The sequence below is a fragment of the Clostridia bacterium genome, from assembly GCA_035628995.1.
In the GTDB taxonomy this organism is placed as follows: Bacteria; Bacillota; Clostridia; order Lutisporales; family Lutisporaceae; genus BRH-c25.
The window spans coordinates 20,791-39,677 of record DASPIR010000029.1; the positions used below are offsets into that span (position 1 = coordinate 20,791).

Annotated in this window: 16 protein-coding genes and 1 riboswitch; all 16 genes read right to left on the reverse strand. The window is 41.2% G+C overall.

From position 1 onward, the window contains the following. Positions 1-74 precede the first annotated feature (74 nt). A complete protein-coding gene (locus tag VEB00_12890; protein ID HYF83912.1) occupies positions 75-965 on the reverse strand; it encodes an ABC transporter permease in 891 nt (296 codons plus the stop codon). A 1-nt stretch (position 966) separates the two neighbouring features. Continuing rightward, a complete protein-coding gene (locus VEB00_12895; GenBank protein HYF83913.1) occupies positions 967-2,079 on the reverse strand; it encodes an ABC transporter permease in 1,113 nt (370 codons plus the stop codon). Positions 2,080-2,091: 12 nt separating this feature from the next. Continuing rightward, on the reverse strand, positions 2,092-3,612 hold the full coding sequence (locus tag VEB00_12900) for an ABC transporter ATP-binding protein (GenBank protein HYF83914.1): 1,521 nt from the start codon (positions 3,610-3,612) through the stop codon (positions 2,092-2,094). A 169-nt stretch (positions 3,613-3,781) separates the two neighbouring features. Then, positions 3,782-4,849: a BMP family ABC transporter substrate-binding protein gene (locus VEB00_12905; GenBank protein HYF83915.1), complete on the reverse strand. Its 1,068-nt coding sequence runs from the start codon at positions 4,847-4,849 to the stop codon at positions 3,782-3,784. A gap of 195 nt (positions 4,850-5,044) precedes the next feature. Then, a complete protein-coding gene (gene grdD / locus VEB00_12910; protein ID HYF83916.1) occupies positions 5,045-6,232 on the reverse strand; it encodes a glycine/sarcosine/betaine reductase complex component C subunit alpha in 1,188 nt (395 codons plus the stop codon). An 11-nt stretch (positions 6,233-6,243) separates the two neighbouring features. Beyond that, positions 6,244-7,782 carry a glycine/sarcosine/betaine reductase complex component C subunit beta gene (gene grdC / locus VEB00_12915; GenBank protein HYF83917.1) on the reverse strand — a complete coding sequence of 513 codons (1,539 nt, stop codon included), beginning with the start codon at positions 7,780-7,782 and terminating at the stop codon, positions 6,244-6,246. 52 nt (positions 7,783-7,834) lie between these two features. Next, on the reverse strand, positions 7,835-9,139 hold the full coding sequence (gene grdB, locus VEB00_12920) for a glycine reductase complex selenoprotein B (protein HYF83918.1): 1,305 nt from the start codon (positions 9,137-9,139) through the stop codon (positions 7,835-7,837). Between the two features lie 76 nt (positions 9,140-9,215). Continuing rightward, positions 9,216-9,680, reverse strand: coding sequence for a glycine/sarcosine/betaine reductase complex selenoprotein A (gene grdA / locus VEB00_12925; GenBank protein HYF83919.1), 465 nt, complete (start codon positions 9,678-9,680; stop codon positions 9,216-9,218). 141 nt (positions 9,681-9,821) lie between these two features. Then, entirely contained in the window at positions 9,822-11,108 is a 1,287-nt protein-coding gene (locus tag VEB00_12930; GenBank protein HYF83920.1) for a glycine/sarcosine/betaine reductase component B subunit, read from the reverse strand. A 66-nt stretch (positions 11,109-11,174) separates the two neighbouring features. Continuing rightward, entirely contained in the window at positions 11,175-11,495 is a 321-nt protein-coding gene (locus VEB00_12935) for a thioredoxin domain-containing protein (protein HYF83921.1), read from the reverse strand. Between the two features lie 138 nt (positions 11,496-11,633). After that, positions 11,634-12,566 (reverse strand): thioredoxin-disulfide reductase, encoded by a 933-nt coding sequence (trxB, locus tag VEB00_12940; GenBank protein ID HYF83922.1) that lies wholly within the window; start codon positions 12,564-12,566, stop codon positions 11,634-11,636. Positions 12,567-12,577: 11 nt separating this feature from the next. Beyond that, positions 12,578-12,997, reverse strand: a complete 420-nt coding sequence (locus VEB00_12945; protein ID HYF83923.1) for a GrdX family protein — start codon at positions 12,995-12,997, stop codon at positions 12,578-12,580. Positions 12,998-13,136: 139 nt separating this feature from the next. Further along, a riboswitch (glycine riboswitch) is annotated at positions 13,137-13,234 on the reverse strand. Positions 13,235-13,370: 136 nt separating this feature from the next. Continuing rightward, positions 13,371-14,210, reverse strand: coding sequence for a DegV family protein (locus VEB00_12950; protein HYF83924.1), 840 nt, complete (start codon positions 14,208-14,210; stop codon positions 13,371-13,373). A 24-nt stretch (positions 14,211-14,234) separates the two neighbouring features. Beyond that, positions 14,235-14,699, reverse strand: a complete 465-nt coding sequence (gene trmL, locus VEB00_12955; protein HYF83925.1) for a tRNA (uridine(34)/cytosine(34)/5-carboxymethylaminomethyluridine(34)-2'-O)-methyltransferase TrmL — start codon at positions 14,697-14,699, stop codon at positions 14,235-14,237. Between the two features lie 164 nt (positions 14,700-14,863). Then, complete coding sequence (locus tag VEB00_12960; protein ID HYF83926.1) at positions 14,864-15,328, reverse strand: chemotaxis protein CheX; 465 nt, start codon at positions 15,326-15,328, stop codon at positions 14,864-14,866. 173 nt (positions 15,329-15,501) lie between these two features. Next, positions 15,502-18,801, reverse strand: a complete 3,300-nt coding sequence (locus tag VEB00_12965; protein ID HYF83927.1) for a 5'-nucleotidase C-terminal domain-containing protein — start codon at positions 18,799-18,801, stop codon at positions 15,502-15,504. Positions 18,802-18,887: the final 86 nt, after the last annotated feature.

Consider the following 18,887-nt stretch of genomic DNA (forward strand, 5'->3'; position numbering starts at 1 on the left):
GTATCATATTTATTTGAGGTGTTAATAGCTGGATAAAAAAAATGCGCCGAAGCGCATTTTTTTGTATATAATAATTATTTTTCGCCTTTTTCATAAGGTATTCCACCCGCTGCAGGACCAACAGATTTGCCCACGAATCCTGAAACCGCGAGCATTGTCAATATATAAGGCAGTGCAAACAGAAACTCCTTTGGAACGGGAAGGTTTGTTGCAATTGTCTGCAGAGCATCTGCGAAGCCAAAGAAAAGACATGCAAGTGCAGCACCAATCGGATTCCATTTGCCAAAAATCAAAGCTGCTAATGCGATAAAGCCTTTACCTGCAATCATGCCTTCTTTGAAAAGACTCAAGGATCCTATCGAAAGTGAAGCTCCTCCAATACCAGCCAGTATTCCGCTTAAAGTAACGCATATATATCTTATTGCATAAACATTTACTCCAAGTGTATCAGCAGCTCTCGGATGTTCTCCAACAGCACGTATCCTTAATCCGAAAGGAGTTTTATACATTACGTAATAACATACTATGACCATTACAAATGCCAAGTAAGTAAAAAAACTGAACGGTCCCCAGGCTTGAAAGTACTCTACATTATCAGTCTGGCCTGGTCTTCCCCATATTTCAACCAGAAGGAAGGTTGTAAGACTGGCTGCCAAAATATTTATGGCAGTACCCACAATAACCTGGTTTGCTTTGAAGTATATGCTTAAGAATGCCAGGAGTAATCCGAACAGTCCACCAACAACCATGGCCCCTACCAAGCCTGCCCAAGGCGAGCCTGTCTTAAACGAGAAGAAAACTGCACTGAAAGCACCAACTGTCATTATACCTTCAAGGCCTATATTAAACACACCTGATCTTTCAGAAAAGTTGCCCCCAAGTGAAGCGAATATCAATGGTGTGGCAGATCTTATGCTGGCTGTTATTATTATTCCCAGTATCGTCAAAATACCTACGCCTTCCATTCTATTCAACCTCCTCTTTCACTGTAGTTCTCTTCAATTCCTTATTCTGTTTCACATTTTCTGTAATCACTTTTACAAAATTAGCTGCTACGAATAATATTATTATTCCTTGTATTATACCAACAACTTCTTTAGGGATTCCTTGTATCTGCATGAGCGGTCCACCTTTTTGCAATATACCGAAAAGAAGCGCCGATAGTATAACTCCGATTGGGTGATTATTACCAACCAGTGCTACAGCAATTCCGTCCAGACCATAGCCTGTGAAGCTAAACAGATTGTTTACCCTGTATTGTACTCCTGTAGTCATTATTGCTCCAGCAAAGCCTGCAAAAATACCGGATACGACCATAGCAAGAATAATATTTTTCTTTACACTTATTCCACCGTATTCAGCTGCATAAGGATTAAAACCTACTGCCCTGATCTCATATCCACTTACGGTCTTGTTCAAAATATAATAAGCTAATACAGCAACTATCAAAGAAAAAATAATACCTATGTTCAATCTGGAGTGGTTGAACTGTGTAAAAGCTTCAGAGAATCTCCATAGCTTTGCAGTATCTGCTATAGCAAAAGAATATGCTTTTTGCGGTTCATTAAGAAAAGTCATAACAAGGAAATTGCTCATATACATCGCAATATAATTCATCATTATTCCATTAATAACTTCATGGGAGCCTACCTTTGCTTTCAACCAGCCGATAACCGAAGCCCATAGCCCTCCTGCTACCGCGCCTACAAGCAATGTCAGTGTAACATGCAATATTGCCGGCAAACCTGCAAAAGCCCAACCCGCCCATACTGCAGCTATTGAGCCCATTATAAACTGTCCCTCTGCACCGATGTTAAAGAGTCCACATCTGAATCCAAACGCAATAGACAAGCCTGTTAAAATAAGCGGTGTAACAGTAACCAGAGTCTCTCCAAATTTATTCCAATCCCCAAGGCTTCCTTTTATTAATGCAGTATATGCTACTACTGGGTTCTTCCCGAAGGAATATACCAAGATGCCTCCAACAATAAATGAAATTAATATTGCAATAAGGGGATATGCTATTCCTTTTAGGGTTTTTATAAGGTCTTCTTTAAACTCACTCATTTTCAATTCCATTTCGCATCCTCCTTATTCAGCATCCTGGACGTTTCCGCCAGCCATCATTATACCAAGCTTCTTCTCAGTAGCATCCTTTGCATCAAGAATGCCTACAATTTTGCCATCATACATTACCGCTATTCTATCCGAAAGTGACATTATCTCGTCCAATTCAAGGGATACAAGCAGCACTGCCTTACCCTCGTCACGGAGTTCAACCAGCTTCTTATGAACAAACTCGATAGCTCCGACATCCAGTCCTCTTGTAGGCTGCGAAGCTATGCAAAGGCTCGGGTCTCTGTCAATCTCCCTTGCGACAATGAGTTTTTGCTGGTTCCCACCTGAAAGAGACTTGGCAAGGACCTTTTCACTCGGTGTTCTGACATCATATTCTTTTATAAGCTTTCTGCAATATTCTCTTATCTTTTGATAGTTCAGTCCCAGACCCTTTCTAAACTGCTTCGAATAATGATTGCCCAGTATTGCATTTTCAGCCAGGGTATAGCTAAGTACAAGACCGCGCTTATGTCTGTCCTCCGGTATATGTCCGACCCCGCTTGCAATTACCTCTCTTGGCGAAAGATTGGTTATTTCTTTGCCATTAATGAGGATTTCCCCTGCTTGCGATTTTGAAAGTCCAGTTATGGCTTGAACAAGGTCATTCTGTCCATTTCCATCCACCCCTGCAATACCGAGTATTTCACCTCCATGTACCTGTAGGTCAACTCCTCTAACAGCTTCAAGCTTTCTGTTGTCCAATACCTTTAAACCTTTAATTTCCAATACGGGAGCAGCGAAAGTCGTCTCCTTCTTATCAACTGTAAGATTTACCTTCCTGCCTACCATCTTTTCTGCAAGATCATCTATATTTGTATCTTTTGTATTCAGGGTGTCAATAACTTTACCCCTTCTGATAATTGTAACCCTGTCGCTCATCGACATAACTTCTTTGAGCTTGTGGGTAATGAGTATTATTGACTTACCTTGATTTACAAGACTCTCCAAAATAATACCCAGTTCCTCAATTTCCTGTGGTATCAGCACCGCTGTCGGTTCATCAAGTATAAGTATCTCTGCACCTCTGTACAAGGTCTTCAAAATCTCAACCCTCTGCTGCATTCCTACGGAAATATCCTGAACCAAGGCTCGTGCGTCCACCTTTAATTCATATTTTTTAGAAATCTCTTCTACATCTTTTATTGCCTTTTCAAGGTCAAGAGTCATACCCTTGCTTGGCTCCATGCCGAGTATTATATTCTCAGCAACAGTAAAGGGTGGAACCAGCATGAAGTGCTGATGCACCATACCGATACCATGTGCTATTGCAACATTAGGATTGGTGATTTTAACAGGCTCACCTTTTATGAATATCTGCCCTTCATCCGGTTGGTAAAGGCCGTATAATATATTCATAAGGGTTGACTTACCTGCACCGTTTTCACCTAGTAATACATGTATTTCTCCCTGTTCTACAGTTAAGCTTATATTGTCATTTGCCCGTATCCCGGGAAAGGACTTACCTATTCCTTTCATCTCTATAACTGCCGGCAATTTATATCCCACCTCTCACAGTGAATTCTAAAAAACAAATAATGACATATTTTAATTATACATATTATGAATGATTTCATCAATTAAAATAATTAAACTCTTAATGAAGCAAAAGCTAGATGCAGCAACGCATCTAGCTTTAATCCATCATTTTTTACTGTGGTTTTGCTTATTTTACTTCTACTGGCTTGAATGCTTTGTACTCATCTCTTGTTGATGGTACTACTATAGTTCCGCCAATTATTGCTGCTTTGTATTTATCAGCTGCTGCTTTGAGTTCCACAGATAAGTTATTGCCATTATCGCTGTAACCTACGCCTTCTTCCTTTACTCCCAACTCGATAGCTTTTCCGCCTTCGAACTTGTTGTCAGCATAAGCCTTGGTTATTGTATATGTACCTACGTCAACTCTCTTTATCATGCTGCAAAGAACTTTGTTGTTCTTTGATATAGCGGACTGATCCTGGTCAACACCTATTGCCCAGAAGCCTTTTTCGTCAGCTGCCTGTATAACACCTATACCACAAGCTCCGGAAGCGTGGTATATAACGTCAGCCTTCTGCTTGAACTGCGCAAGTGCAATTTCCTTACCCTTGTCAGGATTGTCGAATGCACCAGTGTAGTTTATAAGAACTTTTGCCTTTGGATTTACAGATGCAACACCAGCTCTGAAACCAACTTCAAATTTCTGTATGAGTCCAAAGTCCATACCGCCAACAAAACCAACAACGTTGGACTTTGTTGTAAGACCTGCAATAACACCTACCAGGAATGAACCTTCATGCTCTTTGAATGTAACGGACATGACGTTTGGTGTAGGAACCACTGCATCTATTATACCGAATTTCTTATCTGCATACTGCTCAGATCCTGTTTTCATAGCCTGTTCCATCAAGAAACCAACAGCTACTGAAAGGTCAACTGACTGAGCCATGTTTCCTATATTAGCTTCATAATCTTCCTGCTTTGTTGACTGAAGTATAACCGGTTCTACACCGAGTTCTTTTCCAGCCTTCTGCAGTCCTTCCCATGCTGAGTCGTTGAAGGACTTATCTCCAAGACCACCAACGTCAGTGATCATACCAAATGACAATGCTGGCTTTGGAGCCTCTGTTGGAGCCACTGTAACTTCTGGAGCCGGTGCAGCAGCTGGTGCTGGTGCTGGCTTAGCACAGCCTGTGAACACTGTAAGAACCATTACAAGTGCTAAAACAAGTATTAAACCTTTCTTAAACATCAATCTTCCCCCTTAATATTTTGTTTTGTACATTACAATTGAGTTACAATTGCATTACAAATCTATTATAGTATGCAACAATAAATATTTCTACATAATTTTAATATTTCCTGCTATATTTTCTATATTATTTTACTTATTTTAGAAAATAAAAGACCTTATTACATTTCAAACTGTAATAAGGTCTAGTAATTTCTAGCAGTTGCAATCCAATGGTCTTTCGCTGATATATTTCTTAGCAAAAAGTATGTCAATAGCTTTGACGTAATCTTCATCAGCCACAAGGACTATAGGTCCTGTGCAGCCCATTCCGCTTTCAGAGTAGATTCCCTCTTCAGCAAGAGATGCCACTGCGTTTTCAAGCTCAAGTATATCTATTCCTGCTGCAGACTTTGTTACCGGCTTCTTGTCAAGCTGCTTCACTTCAGCCTTTGGTGCAGCTTTCTTGCTCTCAGCGGTAAGTGCGCTTAGGATAGTATCAAGTCCTGCTTTTCTTGCCTTTTCAAACTCTTCTTTTGCTACCTTGGTAAGTCCGCCTCTTGCACAGCTTGCGGCATATCTAAGTGCCTCGCATACCACTGGCGCTCCTGAAGCCCTTGACAGTATGCATATGATTTTGCCGTAGTTGTCGCCGACACCAGGTCCATAGCCATATCCCAGGGACTCATAGCTGCCCCCTGTTGTAAATGAGGAGAACATCTTCATCATAATGTTGCCGGTCAAGGTATCCATTACCATGATGTCAGAAGCAGCCGCCAACAGGTCGTTGCCTCTCATAACCACCCCGCCATCTGCCCTAACAGACTCTGAGAAGTTGATATCATAACCGTTGCTCTTAAGTTCCCTAAGAGCCCTTTCTACCTGTCTGGCACCGTCAACATTAAGTATTCCGACTGTGGGCTTCTTCATTCCCAGAGCTTTCGCAGTAATTATGCCATAAAGTGCGTTCTTGACCATTCCTTCAACCCTATGGGTTGACGAAGTCCCTGTAGTAGTTGCAAGTATCAGCTCCTTGCCGAAGCCTGGAGTTATTACCCTGCCCACTGTAGATACACCTATGGGAAAGCTGTAATGCATAGTGACAGCCGCATCCAATTCACCTTTTTCCAAGAGCTCATCCATTTTCTTGTACATTTCTTCTTCATCATTTACTTCAACTATTCTAAGGGTTGTATCTACCTTAGGGCCTATCAGCACTATTTCAAAGTCGCTGTATTTATTGGCAGCCATTTCTGCCCCCTTTACAAGCTCCTCAGTCCCGTGCTCGCTTCCCAAAGTAGTCAAGCCTACTTTTACCCTTTTTCCGAATTCACCGGTCATTATAGCATCAGCAATCTCGTTGAACACTTCACCTATCATTGACTTAACTTGTTTTTCCGACATTAATACCACCCCTACTTTCTATCCAGTAAGAAGGATGCGAAATCTTTCATTGCTTCTGCTACCATTCCCTTGACCTCTTCTTTGGAAACAGCACCTGCTGCTTCTTCCTTGCCTGCGTTTCTTTCCATGATTATGGATACACCGTCGAACTGGTTAGTCATTCTGCCAAGAAACAAGCTTCCTTTTCCTACTATCATTGCTCTTTCAATGGCGCCTGACATCATCATTTCCCTTCCCGCTCCAACAAAAGGCACTCCGGAAGGTATATGTCCCTGCGTAGGTGCAAAGCCTATCATGCCGTGTTCTTTGATAAATGCCGCCATAGCTGTCTTATCAATATCGCCCCTCTTTGCTCCAAGTGCAGCTATCATCTTGAAGTTTGCAAGAGGAACATCCCCGGCTCCGGCCGGTTCAGTTATTTCAGGGTTCTGCATTTCCACAGAATACTTGTCTACATCTGTTATTTTCATTCCGACCTTATCTAAAGGCTTGGTAATTAAAGCTTCCATAACAGCCTGAGGTGATGAGCCGGTACCTACCGTATGTCTTCCAACTATATCAGTTCTTAGTATCGGAGAGACGAAGTCATTTTCTGTAACGAGTATTGCAAAGCCTCCAAGACAATCCTCCAGTACAGGCAACCCCTTGTTCACATGATCTCTGGCGTTCATTCCAAGCTTTGCTGTTGCTCCACCGGCAACTATTGCCACACTCTTGTACACCCCTGACTTTACTAATGCAGAAGCATTTATCAATGCATGAGTCGGTGCTGCACAGAAGCCTCTTGTATCTGAACCGGTAGCACCTGTAGCACCAGCTACTTCACTTATAGCTTTGGCAAAGTTGCCGCCGCCTCGCTGATTCATATCTCCGCAAGCTTCTTCAGAGCACTCTATCACGTACTCTATGGAATCGGCAGGTATATTGCTCCTGTATATAAGATTCTTGAGCGCTATTACCCCAGAAGCCTTTACTACAAGATTCTCAGTCATTATATGAGCTGTAAGGTTCTTATCCTTATCATGGGCAGCCTTTACACATCCAACCAGCTTATTACCCTTGTAAAGAGGTTCTGCTCCGTCCTTAACTTTGCTTTCTATTTCAGACTGCTCTACTCCTTCCTTAAGCTTTGCAAGCTCAGCTTCAGTGTAGAGAGGCTTTTTTGCCAGCTTTGTCTTTGTTTCAGCAAGGAAACTCTTTTCCAGCATAACAAGATCAAATGCATCACTGAGCTTTAAAGTTACATAGAACTCATCCTGATCTACTATCTCTCCCATTTTGCTTTCTGCTTTGGCATCCTGGATAAGGTTCTTATGCCACGGCCTCTCGATATTCTCAAGGGCATTGGGAAGTATGTTTCCTATGTATACCTGGTTGGGAGCATATTTTACTACTTCCTCATAGCTTCTTATAAATTCGGGAAGCTTCGCCAAAAATTCCGAGCTGGGATTAGTCTCGTGCTCTGAAGCACAGGTAGTGCCATAATGCATTATCATATCCGGTGTATGAACAAGCACATATGCCGCCCCTTTTACTACTGGTGCAGTCATTTATATTTACACCTCCGTTAAAACAAGGGTGGTTTGCACCACCCTCGTCGTTTTATTTATCAAAAACTGTCTGTCCATGTACTTCCGTTTCAAGGGCTTTAAGTGCTTTTAACACTATGCCTCTTCTCAGTGTCTTTTCATCTTCCTTGCTCAGCACTGGATTTCCAAGCGGATGTGGTATTGCAATCGCTGGAACTATCCTATTCGCACCAACTGTCAAGGAAATCGGAACAACGGTACAAATGTGCACTACCGGAATTCCTGCTCTTTCAATTTCTTTTACCATCGTTGCACCGCAACGCGTACAGGTACCTCAGGTCGAAGTGAGTACAACAGCCTGCACTCCGTCCTTTATAAGTTCCTGGGCAAATGTTGCAGCAAACTTCTTTGAATTTGCAACTGAGGTTCCGTTACCTGTTGTTGTATAGAAATATCTATGGAGCTCTCCAATGATACCTTCCTTTTCCATATCTCTCAATACGTCCACAGGAAGCACTCTGTCTGAATCCTGGTTAGCATACGTTGGGTCATATCCGCCGTGAGCTGTCTCATAAGTCTCTGCGGTCAAATCATTAACCCCTTTAATATCATACTTTCCATATTTAGAAGCACTTGAGGACTCTATTCTGTCAGGATTGCCCTTTGGCACTATACCACCTGAAGTAACAAGCGCTACCTTAGCTTTCTTTATATCCAGCACTGGAGGATTTGGAGCTACTCTATCAAAGTTAGGCATTGGGTACTCAGTTTCAAACGCTTCTCCCTTAAGCTTGGCTACAAGCATGTTTACAGCCCTCTTGGAGCCTCTTTCTGATTTGAATACGTTCTTTCTAATTCCCCTTGGCAGATATCCTTCCTCAGCCGGAGCCCCGATGCTCTCATTTTTAGCCAGTTTCAGAGCCAGCTTTGCAATTGCAGGGATAGCCTGCCTCATGCCAGTTGCAGCATTTGCTGTTCCAACTATATGAAGGTCTTTCTTGAACATGTCTACTCCGGGATTTTCTACATACATACCTGTTACTGCCGGAATATTCAATTTTTCTTTAACTGCTTTACAGATTGATCCACATGCTACTCCGTATCTTCCTGCATTGAAAGCCGGACCGGCAATGAATAAATCCGGATTGTACTTCTTAACCATTCCCAATACTTCTGCAGAAGCTTCTTCGATATTTTCATTGAAATATGAGTCCCCGCAGATTACTGTGGCTACTATCTCAGCATCAGTTCCCAGTGCTGCCTTGAGAGCCATCCCGGGACCAACAATGCCTTCTCTAACTTCTGGTTTGACATCAGCTTTTTCTTCACCGCCAATACCACCATAGAATTGATTTATATAATGTACAACTCTAATCATTTAGAAGTTTCCCTCCTCTCATATATTCCGCACTTAATCCTATATACTATAGCTTATATAAGTGCGAAATGTTTTATCAATCTTTAAACTGGCAGTACTGGTCTCTTATTGATTTAACTTCACTATTAATAGCATCAACATCAAGAACCATTTCCATCATACCGCACTGCTCATCATATACAGTTGCATCAACCTGATCTTTTAATTCAAATATGTGATATACCCTGAGTCCCAACGAGACTCCTGCCAAAGGACCTGCGAAGGTTGGGTCTCCTGCTGTAACTGTCTCAGCAGTAAGCCCTGCAGATTCAGCTTCGGAAGTACCAAGAACTACAGCCATGTTTTCCTTGCCGTATTTTTCTGATAAATCCAAAACTCTTTTCTGGTTTTCGAGATCCATTGCTCCTGCAGCTGTTCAGACAAAGCACTCTGTAGATGCAAATACTACTTCAGCGCCGATTGACTTTATGCACTCTTCTATCGCAGGACCGGGGATACCATCTCTGTCACCGATGATGATAACTTTTTTATCCTGTAACATCTCGTTCATCCTTTCAAAATTTAATTGTTACGGGTTTCGCGTTTCGCGTTACGTGATTAAGTATGCACTTCGAAGCATTACATTCAGGCTTGCAACTCGTAACTCGCAACCATACCCCATAGGACTGCCCTGGGGTTTATTCTAATATTCTATAGCTGATAATTTATTGAAGCCTATTTCACTTGTTGCGCCGGTAATTACCTGAAGTTCGGCTATTATACTTCCATCAGGCTTAAGGCTTCCCGCAAATCCACCTGCTATTGTATCTGCAGGTTCAAGATATCCTAATACCTTCTTCATTGGCGGCAATGAAACAACCTCATTTGCGTTACCGCCTGTCACTACTGCATCAGCTGATTTATCTGCATCTGCAAGGGACTGTGAAGCACCATCCCTGCCTGCATACTCGTCTGTTATCAGTACAGTCTTGATACCCTTCGCAGTGATTTTTTTGCAGTTCATCATAAGGTCTGTGTCCGGATTTCCAAAACCTTCCTCAGATATTATAACTGCATCAAGGTTCATGAATTCTGCCAGCTTTGCTGTCCAGTTGGAGGACCTTTCCTTGTCCGCGAGAGTAACATTTTCATTTGTAATTATTACGCCTACAAAGTTATAGTCCTTGCCATGCCTTTCATAAAGGTCTTCAATTACCGGATTATTCATATGATTGTATGTCGGGTTCTTGTCACAAGCTGAAACACAGTTCCCGCTTGCTATAGCCCCATCCATAACTTCTGTAGGATATATCATTGTAGGTACAATTTTCTTTGCATCAACACCGTATACATAAGTATCGTGAAGCAGTCCTTGTGTCTGAAGCATGTATATATAAGCAACTCTTGGAAGATTTGGATACTGCTTTATGCCTTCCATTAAAGTTGGAGTCTCATATACCTTTACTTCGTCAGGTGTTACACTTCTTCCTGCTTCTCCCAGGTAAGCTGCTGCTTTGAAGCCTACCATTCTGACTGCCTGCTCATGTTCATGCTGCAGCAGTTTTTCAACTGGTGTGCAGACAATTACGATGTTCAACGTCTTTGAGAATGGGGTGTAATCAGCTCCAGGACCGCTCATGTCTATTATGCCTTCCTGAAATCCGACGATTTTACCTGCAGTAACAACTGCAGCACCTTTAAGTACGTGGGTTCTGCCTGAACCAACTACATCTACTTTGCTGATCATGCCTGGGAGTATACCTCCTGGGCCTTCAACTTTAACTCTGGGCTCGATTACGTCTTTTACAGGCATTATTCTGGTTTCTTCACCCGGCTTTGCGATATCTATTTCGATTTTTGTAAGTCTTGGATCACCACCAACCGCTGCAAGGAGTTCAGTTTTATTGACATATAAAGTTCCTTTTTCAACCTTGGTGGCATTACCGAATTGCACATCTTTAATGAATATATTGCCCAACTCTAAACGCAAAACGTTCACCTCCCTAATAATATAAATAATTTTTTTACGAGTACGCGGTTGCAATTTAGCTTTTCCTTATATGTTTTCTTTTATAAGATTTTCAATGGCCTCAGGTGTGCAGTTTTCTGCCCCGCTGATTTCCTTTACCTTTTCGCCATTTTTGTAGACTATGAAGGTTGGCAGTCCTAACACTTTCTGTCCTATCGCAAGTCTTCTGTTTTCGGTAGTGTTCAGCTTGCACATCATCATCTTGCCGTTATATTTTTCTGCCAATGCATGTACCTCAGGCATCAATGCCTTACATGGCTCACACTTCTCTCCCCAGAAATCAACAAGAACTGGACCTTTGGCTTGAAGTACCTCAGCATCAAAATTTTCTTTATTTAGCTCTAACATTTTTTCACCTCCCTCTAATATTTCGCTGCGCTAAAATCCTGGTTCGGGGTTCGTGGTTCGGGGTTCGGGGGGACTCAAGGCTTCAAAGTACTGCCCAAGTCCTCGTACCTCGCACCTCGCACCTCGCACCAAATGCAATTAATGTCCAAAATTCTTTTCAATATACTTTTCTGCATTGACTGCAGCTATTGCACCATCTGAAGCTGCTGTTATAACTTGTCTTAATGATTTTATCCTTACGTCTCCGGCAGCGAATATCCCTTCAACCGATGTCCTCATTTCTTCATCTGCCTTTATATATCCCTTTTGATCCATCTCAACTACGCCTTTGGCAAACTCAGATATTGGCTTAGTACCTACGAACATGAAAACTCCATCTGTCCTAAAATCAGTTACTTCACCTGTCTTCACATTTTTAAGCCTTATACCTTCAACTATTCCATCTCCGTATATCTCTTCCACCACTGTGTTCCATATTATGTTTACCTTATCATTGCTCATTGCTTTCTCTACAATAGACTTAGCAGCCCTGAATTCTTCTCTTCTATGTATTATAGTGACTTTCTCTGCAAACTTAGTAAGGTATATTGCTTCCTCTACTGCCGCATCTCCACCGCCAACAACTACTACTTCCAACTCTGTGAAGAAGTCAGCATCGCAGGTTGCACAATAGGATACGCCCTTGCCTCTAAGTTCTAATTCCCCAGGAGCCCCTAATAACATCGGCTGTGCTCCAGTCGCTATTATTATTGTTTTTGCATTTATATCCTTGCCGCTTCCAAGTTTAACTGCTTTAACTTTGTCCGACAAATCAAAGCCTGTCACTTCATCCTTTACAAGCTCTGTGCCAAAAGCCTCGGCCTGGCTTTTCATTCTTTCTATAAGCTTTGGGCCTGTAGGCATTTCAATGGAACCCGGATAGTTTTCCAATTCTTCTGTAGTGCCCGCCTGTCCACCCCATTTTGCTTTTTCAATTATAATGGCATTCATTCTGGACCTTGAAGCATATAAACCGGCTGCAAGACCTGCAGGTCCTCCACCTATTATCGCTACATCATATAACTTGCTCATACAACACCCTCCTATTTTACAATACTCTCCAAAGCACTTTCAAAAAGCTTCAGATCCACAAACCGAAAATCACCTAACACATTTTCATTCCAGCATGGCACTTTATTGTCACGCTGAAACTTCTCAGTCGCAGCTATACTGCTCTCTATAATATTAAGAGACTCGATATCCAGAGTTGTACCCTCTGACATAATGATGCTTCTGAATGGGGTCTCATTTGGCTTGATGCTTCCCATCAATGGGTGGGTTATCAGCCTTGAACCTTTGTGCACCATATCTCTCGCTGATTTTAGCACATCAATATATTGCCCAGCTACAAAGGTAATATCCAAATCTTTGCCGTACTTTTCCTTTATCAGACTGTTGTTTGTTAATACATTAACACTGTAGTTCAGATTTATCCCCCCGCAATTCTTTATATTACCTTTAATCTCATTCCAGTAAAAATAAAAACAGAGTTAGAGACTATATGCCCCTAACTCTGTCCTAAACCTGAGATATTCTTCGAATATGAGCTTATAATCTCACATAACGAGTTGATCCTTCGGTGCTTTCGCTTTCCAGAGGTGCGTCCATTCTTCGGTCCTTTTGCCTGAGAGCTTCGTCATACAGCATTTTGATATGACTTCTTCCTTCGGCGCCATATTGGTCTCTCCCGAAAAACATCTACCGCAGTATTCACTTTTTCTATAGCTATAATACATACTATATGAATTATCTATTCATTCAATAATTTGGTTTATATTGCATTTATAATATACAACAAATTCTGCTCATTGTCAAATTTTTATCAACCCGTACTCCTTAAATTTCAAAATGTACTGCTACTGCGCCGGGGCCTCCATGGGTAGCTACTACCGAACCCACCTCTCCCCTTATAATCTCTTTTATGCTGTATTCTCTCTTAAGCTCCTCCTCTAGCAACCTCATGTGCTCCGGATCAGCTATATGATTTATTCCTACTATCTTGCCGTCCAATGACCAGCCGTTCTCCTTTATGGTCTTCAGCAGAGAGGATATAGCCTTTTTCATACCTCTGGACTTTTCAGACAGCTCTAATTTGCCGTGTACTACGGTGAGTATTGGCTTAATATTTAGTATGGAACCCAGCATCGAAGCAGACATCGACAGTCTTCCACCTTTTTGAAGGTACTTAAGGGTATCCAATATGAAAAAGTACTTCATCTTTTCTTTGCTAGCTTCAATCTCTTTAACAATTTCTATTGCTTCCAGACCTTCTTCCAGCAGCCTGGCAGCTTTTATCACAAGCATTCCTGCGCCAAGGCTGACTCCCATTGAATCTATAATATGTATATCAGGCTCTCCAATTTGTTCCTTGGCCATTACAGCAGAATTATATGTACCGCTCAGCTGTGATGAGCCATGTATAGAGATAACCTTGTTCCCTAAAGCTATTTCCTCTCTATATGCTTTAAAAAATTCAGCCGGAGGTACCTGGGACGTTGTCGGGAGCACTTCTGATTTTTCAAGCATAGCCAAGAATTCCATCAATGTCAGGTCAATACCGTCTTTGAAGGATTCATCTCCGAAATTAACAGTCAGAGGCATCACCCTTATGCCATACCTCTCTACATACTCATCGGGAACATCACAGATTGAGTCCGTAAATATTTTTATCCCCATATATTCTCCTCCCATAGGCGAATTTTACAGCAAGTCAGGAAATCCGATCTGCCTCAGTGCTTCATATACTACTATTGCAACCGAGTTTGCAAGATTCAATGAACGGGCATCATTTATCATCGGGACCCTTATGCAAAACTCCTTATTCTCTTCAAGCAGCTGCTTTGGCAAACCAGCAGTCTCTTTGCCGAATACTATAAAGCAGTCTTTTTGATATGCGGCATCCGTATGCTTCTTCTTTCCTTTTGTAGTAGAGAAAAAGAACAGCCCATCGGGATATTTGCTCTTCAGCTCTTCAAAAGAATCATGGTAATGTATATCCACCAGGCTCCAATAATCCAGTCCTGCCCTTTTCAAATGCTTATCATCTACCGAAAACCCAAGGGGTTTTACAAGGTGAAGTGTACAGCCTGTTGCTGCACAGGTCCTTGCAATATTTCCCGTGTTCTGAGGTATCTCCGGCTCAACCAATACAATATTAAGGCTCAAGCTAACAACTCCTGTAAGTAAAAGTATTTTTCACTTTTTCACAAATATATAATACAGTAACATTTGAAGAACTGCAATAAAAAAGCAATCTGCTAATATAGTTATCCATTAATTATATAGCAAAATTGCTCTCCCATTCATATTATTATTTTTTATTGCTTTGATTATTCTGTAACCGCAACGTCTATTTCAATCTTTCCGATATTCTCCAATATAAGCGGTACACAAATAGTCTTAACGCCTTTTGTTGAAACAGCTATATCACTGCCTACCAGAACGGTTGGGGGAGTAATATCTATTTTGATTCCACTATTAGAGAATTCAGTGGAAACATTGCCCATAATCATATTCCCGAGCTCTGCTATTGCACTTTTAGCCATATCCTCCAGCGCATTTACTTCCATCCCAAACATCATTGCTGAGGCAATTTTACATGCAGTGCTTTCATCCATGCTGAAGAACACCTGGCCTTTAAATTCTCCCGCAATACCGATTATTATTACAACATTTTCAGCCATGAAAGTCGAGCTTTTGACAAATATCTGCCCACGTTCGGCTTTAACATTGCATACCATTTGTACTAGATTAATTGATACATTTATAAATGGATTTATGTATTCTACATTCAAAGCTGCATCCTCCTTGTCTACTGGATTAAACTATATTCTACATAAAACAACGATATTCCTCCTATTTTTTAAATAAAAAATTTATGTTAATTTTAAATCAGCAATGTTTATCCAGCGGACGCTTCAAAATAATATAAGGGAAGGCTAGTGCCTTCCCTTATATTGTACCTTGGTTATGCAGCCATTCTGAACATTATCATGCTGGTCTTGTTTACATCTGTGAGTCTATTGTCATCTACTGGAGTTATTGTTCCCTGAGCTTTAATCTCATTTACAAGTACATCTCTCACGGGAATGTTAGTATTATAACGATTCTGGCCATCTTTGAACATTATGTACTTGTCACCGCCGTCAGCCTGGAAGTCGTTTGTAACAACCTTGTAGAGTTTTTCATCTTGTAAAGGTGTTCCGTCAGCAAGAGTAATTTCGATTATTCTTTCTCCCGCTGGCTTTTTGGAATCATATTTTACCATTAAGCCGGAGAACTGACCTGGGTGAAAGTCAGGCGACATGATGCCGTGTTCAATTGAAGCCTTGACCTGTTTGCCTGTTAAATCCATAGTGAACAGTGTATTATCAAAAGGCATAATCTCATACAACAATCCCATCGTAACAACACCTGCCGGTAAGTCTCTTCTTAAGCCGCCGCCATTCTGGATGGCTATATCAGCCTTAACTGCTTTTTTCATAACATCACATGCCCAGTTCCCGAGGAGTGTTGTCTGAGTATCCTTTGGGCTGTGTGTGAAGTCAGCTGCAGCTTTGCCAAGTACTTCATTCTTGATTGGACCTATCACTGACTGAATATAATTAAACCATACAGTTGTATTCACATCTGCTGAAGCTTTAGTTATGCTGCCATCAACTGAAGGAATCACTTCAACAACCTTCTTGTCCTTTATGTCAAAGTATATGTCTAAATGACCCACGGATCTGCCGTTTTTATATGCTTGAACTATCGGAATGTTATTTACAGTACCGGATACAGTAGTATGTGTATGTCCAGAAATAATTGCGTCAACACCTGTCACTGCCTTTGCAAGGTCAGCAGCTTCACCTGTTATCTCGCCTGTCTTGCTATCCTGGAATGCTCCAAGATGCGATAATACAACTACTACTTCAGCACCTGCTGCTTTAACTTCTGGTACTAAAGCATTGACTACTACTGCAGAATCTCTGAATTCATATGGTGCTACCATTTCAGGTTTTGTTTTAGTAGCTGTATCAGGTGTTACAATACCGATTATACCAACATTTATCCCGTTCTTGTTAACGATAGTATATGGCTTTACAAAATCAGCAGTTTTTCCTGTAGCTTTGTCAATCAGATTCGCACCAAGGTATGAGAAATTTGAGCTTGCTATTCTTGCTTTGAGCTTATCAAGGCCCCAGTCAAATTCATGGTTTCCCAATACCATTGCATCGAATCCTGCAGTGTTCATAGCTGCAACTACAGGCTTACCATACATGAGGTTGGAATCTGCACTGCCCTGGAACATATCACCAGCGGAAAGTATCAATGTGCCCTCCTTGTTCAACTTTTCCTGAGCTTTCAAGTTACCAACCAACTTTGCTATTCCAGGATCACTTCCGCCTCCAGCCAGTAGGCCGTGGAAATCGTTAGAGGTCAATATACTTATTTTCTTTACAGTCTTTTCTTTAGGAATAAATATGACTCTACCTGCTAAAAGAGCTGTATTTGCGTCTTTTGCTGTCATATTGTTAACTGATAGCAGTTCCTCTGCAGTCTTTCCATATTTTTTCGCTACTGATTCAAGAGTATCACCTGCTATTGCTGTGTACCTGTCTGTAGGTACTGTAATCAGATTATAGTTGTTATCAACTACTGGGCTTATAGTTTTGTTTTCCTTTATATAATTGATAATAAGTGTTCTTATCTGTCCGTCATCACCTAAGGTAACCTGTGAATCATAAAGATTCTTCGGCTGAGTTAAACCGATAGCTGCCATATGGCCGCCGCCGCCGCCAAATCTGTAATTGTTCAATGCTACTTTGAATGTCAGAGTATCTGATACAGGTTGACCTTTGAACGTTAGGTTAACAACCCTTTTTCCTGCGGGTTGAGTTATATCCAGCTGATAATTGACACCCTGAATCATATCGTAGTTATATCCCGGGACATTAGGATCAAAGGTTATCAATTCATCTCCCGGCTTTATCTGGTTAAAGTAATTAGCTGAGAATTCAATATAATCCTTTAACTGCTTTCCGGTCATTTCAGTTACATTCAACCAATTCTCATATACATAAAGGGCGTTAATATCGCTTACCTTAACGTCACCCTTAGGTATTCTGCTGCTGTCGTTGAATGATGCTGCGATGGATACATCCGCTTTTCCATAATACATTTGCACATTCTGTATCAGGTCAACCAGTGCTGTATCTTTGATCTGCTGATCAATACCACTGAACTCCTCCGTTGATTTACCGATTATTGTATTTACCATTGTATCAACAACATCAATGTCTGTTTTTACTATATCAAGAACTTCCTTTGCAGGTTCGTAATCTTTAACGTCGATGTTCTTTGAATCCTTCTTTGTGACAGCCCATTTTCCATCAGCCTTTTCAAATGTCAGGTCAATTTCAGATACCTTCTGTCCCCACTTTTTAGGCTGAACTATTAGGACTCCATTTTCTGTCTGTCCGCCAATATCACTGTGCGCATGACCGGATAGTATCGCAGTAATCTCCGGGCATGCAGCAGCCAATGCTTTAACCTGATCTTCATTCAATACGTCGCCTTTTTTTTCAATTCCTGAATGTGCAGATACGACTATAGCATCCACTTTTTCAGTCTCTTTCAACACTTTGACCCATTTCTTGCCTTCTTCAACTATATCCTTGAATTGAAGATCCTTTACATTGTTTTTATCCCAAGTTGAAACACCGGTAGTTGTAAAACCAAGAATACCAATTTTTATTCCGTTTATTTCCTTTATTATGTATGGTTTTACATAGTTTGTACCATCTGTATTGTAAATGTTAGCAGATATTACTGGGAACTTTGCATCACCCATTATCTTTTCAAGAAGCTTCACGCCGTAATTAAACTCGTGATTACCCAATGTCCATGAATCATACTTCATCATGTTCATTATCTTCATCATTGGATGTTCAATTTTTGCTTCAGTTTTAGAATTGAAATTGTCCAGATAATACTGGGCAAACGGTGTCCCCTGAATCGTGTCACCATTGTCAATTAAAATGGTGTTCGGATTCTTACCCCTTACATCTTTTACCACTGAATAAACCTTTGCTATGCCCTGCTGCGCCTCTTTCTGAGTGTAGTAATCGAAAGTAGCTATGTTTGCATGCAAATCGCTTGTACCTAAGATTGTTACTGTTACTGCATTGCTGTCTTCTGCCCAGATACTGCCCATGGGCAGCAGCATTGAGAGGATCATGATCAGAGTAAGCATCCAGCTTAGTCGTTTGGAAACCTGTTTCATCTTCATACCCCCAAATCATTTTTTGCATCTTAACCATAATTTAGGCTAACATGCATGTACTACCATTATATCATAATTATGGTATT

Coding starts and splice junctions, on each gene's coding strand:
- VEB00_12965 (HYF83927.1), bottom strand. CDS start 18,801: ATGAAACAGGTTTCCAAACGACTAAGCTGGATGCTTACTCTGATCATG.
- grdC (HYF83917.1), bottom strand. CDS start 7,782: ATGACTGCACCAGTAGTAAAAGGGGCGGCATATGTGCTTGTTCATACA.
- VEB00_12895 (HYF83913.1), bottom strand. CDS start 2,079: ATGGAATTGAAAATGAGTGAGTTTAAAGAAGACCTTATAAAAACCCTA.
- VEB00_12935 (HYF83921.1), bottom strand. CDS start 11,495: ATGTTAGAGCTAAATAAAGAAAATTTTGATGCTGAGGTACTTCAAGCC.
- trxB (HYF83922.1), bottom strand. CDS start 12,566: ATGAGCAAGTTATATGATGTAGCGATAATAGGTGGAGGACCTGCAGGT.
- grdD (HYF83916.1), bottom strand. CDS start 6,232: ATGTCGGAAAAACAAGTTAAGTCAATGATAGGTGAAGTGTTCAACGAG.
- VEB00_12950 (HYF83924.1), bottom strand. CDS start 14,210: ATGGGGATAAAAATATTTACGGACTCAATCTGTGATGTTCCCGATGAG.
- VEB00_12890 (HYF83912.1), bottom strand. CDS start 965: ATGGAAGGCGTAGGTATTTTGACGATACTGGGAATAATAATAACAGCC.
- VEB00_12905 (HYF83915.1), bottom strand. CDS start 4,849: ATGTTTAAGAAAGGTTTAATACTTGTTTTAGCACTTGTAATGGTTCTT.